1 protein-coding gene is annotated in these 320 nt (G+C 47.2%); it reads left to right on the top strand.

Going from position 1 to position 320, the window contains the following annotated elements; all coding sequences use genetic code 11:
• The coding region (locus AB3351_RS23590; protein ID WP_371149551.1) for a transposase at positions 1–320 on the top strand (320 nt) is incomplete at both ends.

Below are 320 nucleotides of genomic sequence, written 5' to 3'. Positions count from 1 at the left end.
ATTTTTAAGGATCTTTTTCTTCTGCTTCTTTCTCGTTGTAATCGCCGCATTCGCCGCTCCACGGCATTTCCAAAAGAGCTGCTACTCATTGATTCCACCACGATGACCGTAGGAGAAGGTCGGCTTCCTTGGGCTCCGTATCATGGAAAACGATCCGGTGTGAAACTTCATGTGGCGCTGTTAGAGGCATCGAAGATGCCTCAGAATGTCATGGAAACAACAGGATTACGCCATGATAGCCCGATGATGGACTCGTTTCTTGATCCAAACTTTGTTCTTGTCGCAGATCGTGCCTACTTTCAAATTCAACGCGTCGATGA

Source organism: Aneurinibacillus sp. REN35 (assembly GCF_041379945.2).
In the GTDB taxonomy this organism is placed as follows: domain Bacteria; phylum Bacillota; class Bacilli; order Aneurinibacillales; family Aneurinibacillaceae; genus Aneurinibacillus.
Note: the sequence above shows the minus strand (reverse complement) of the source record. Positions and strands in the feature narration are given on the sequence as shown.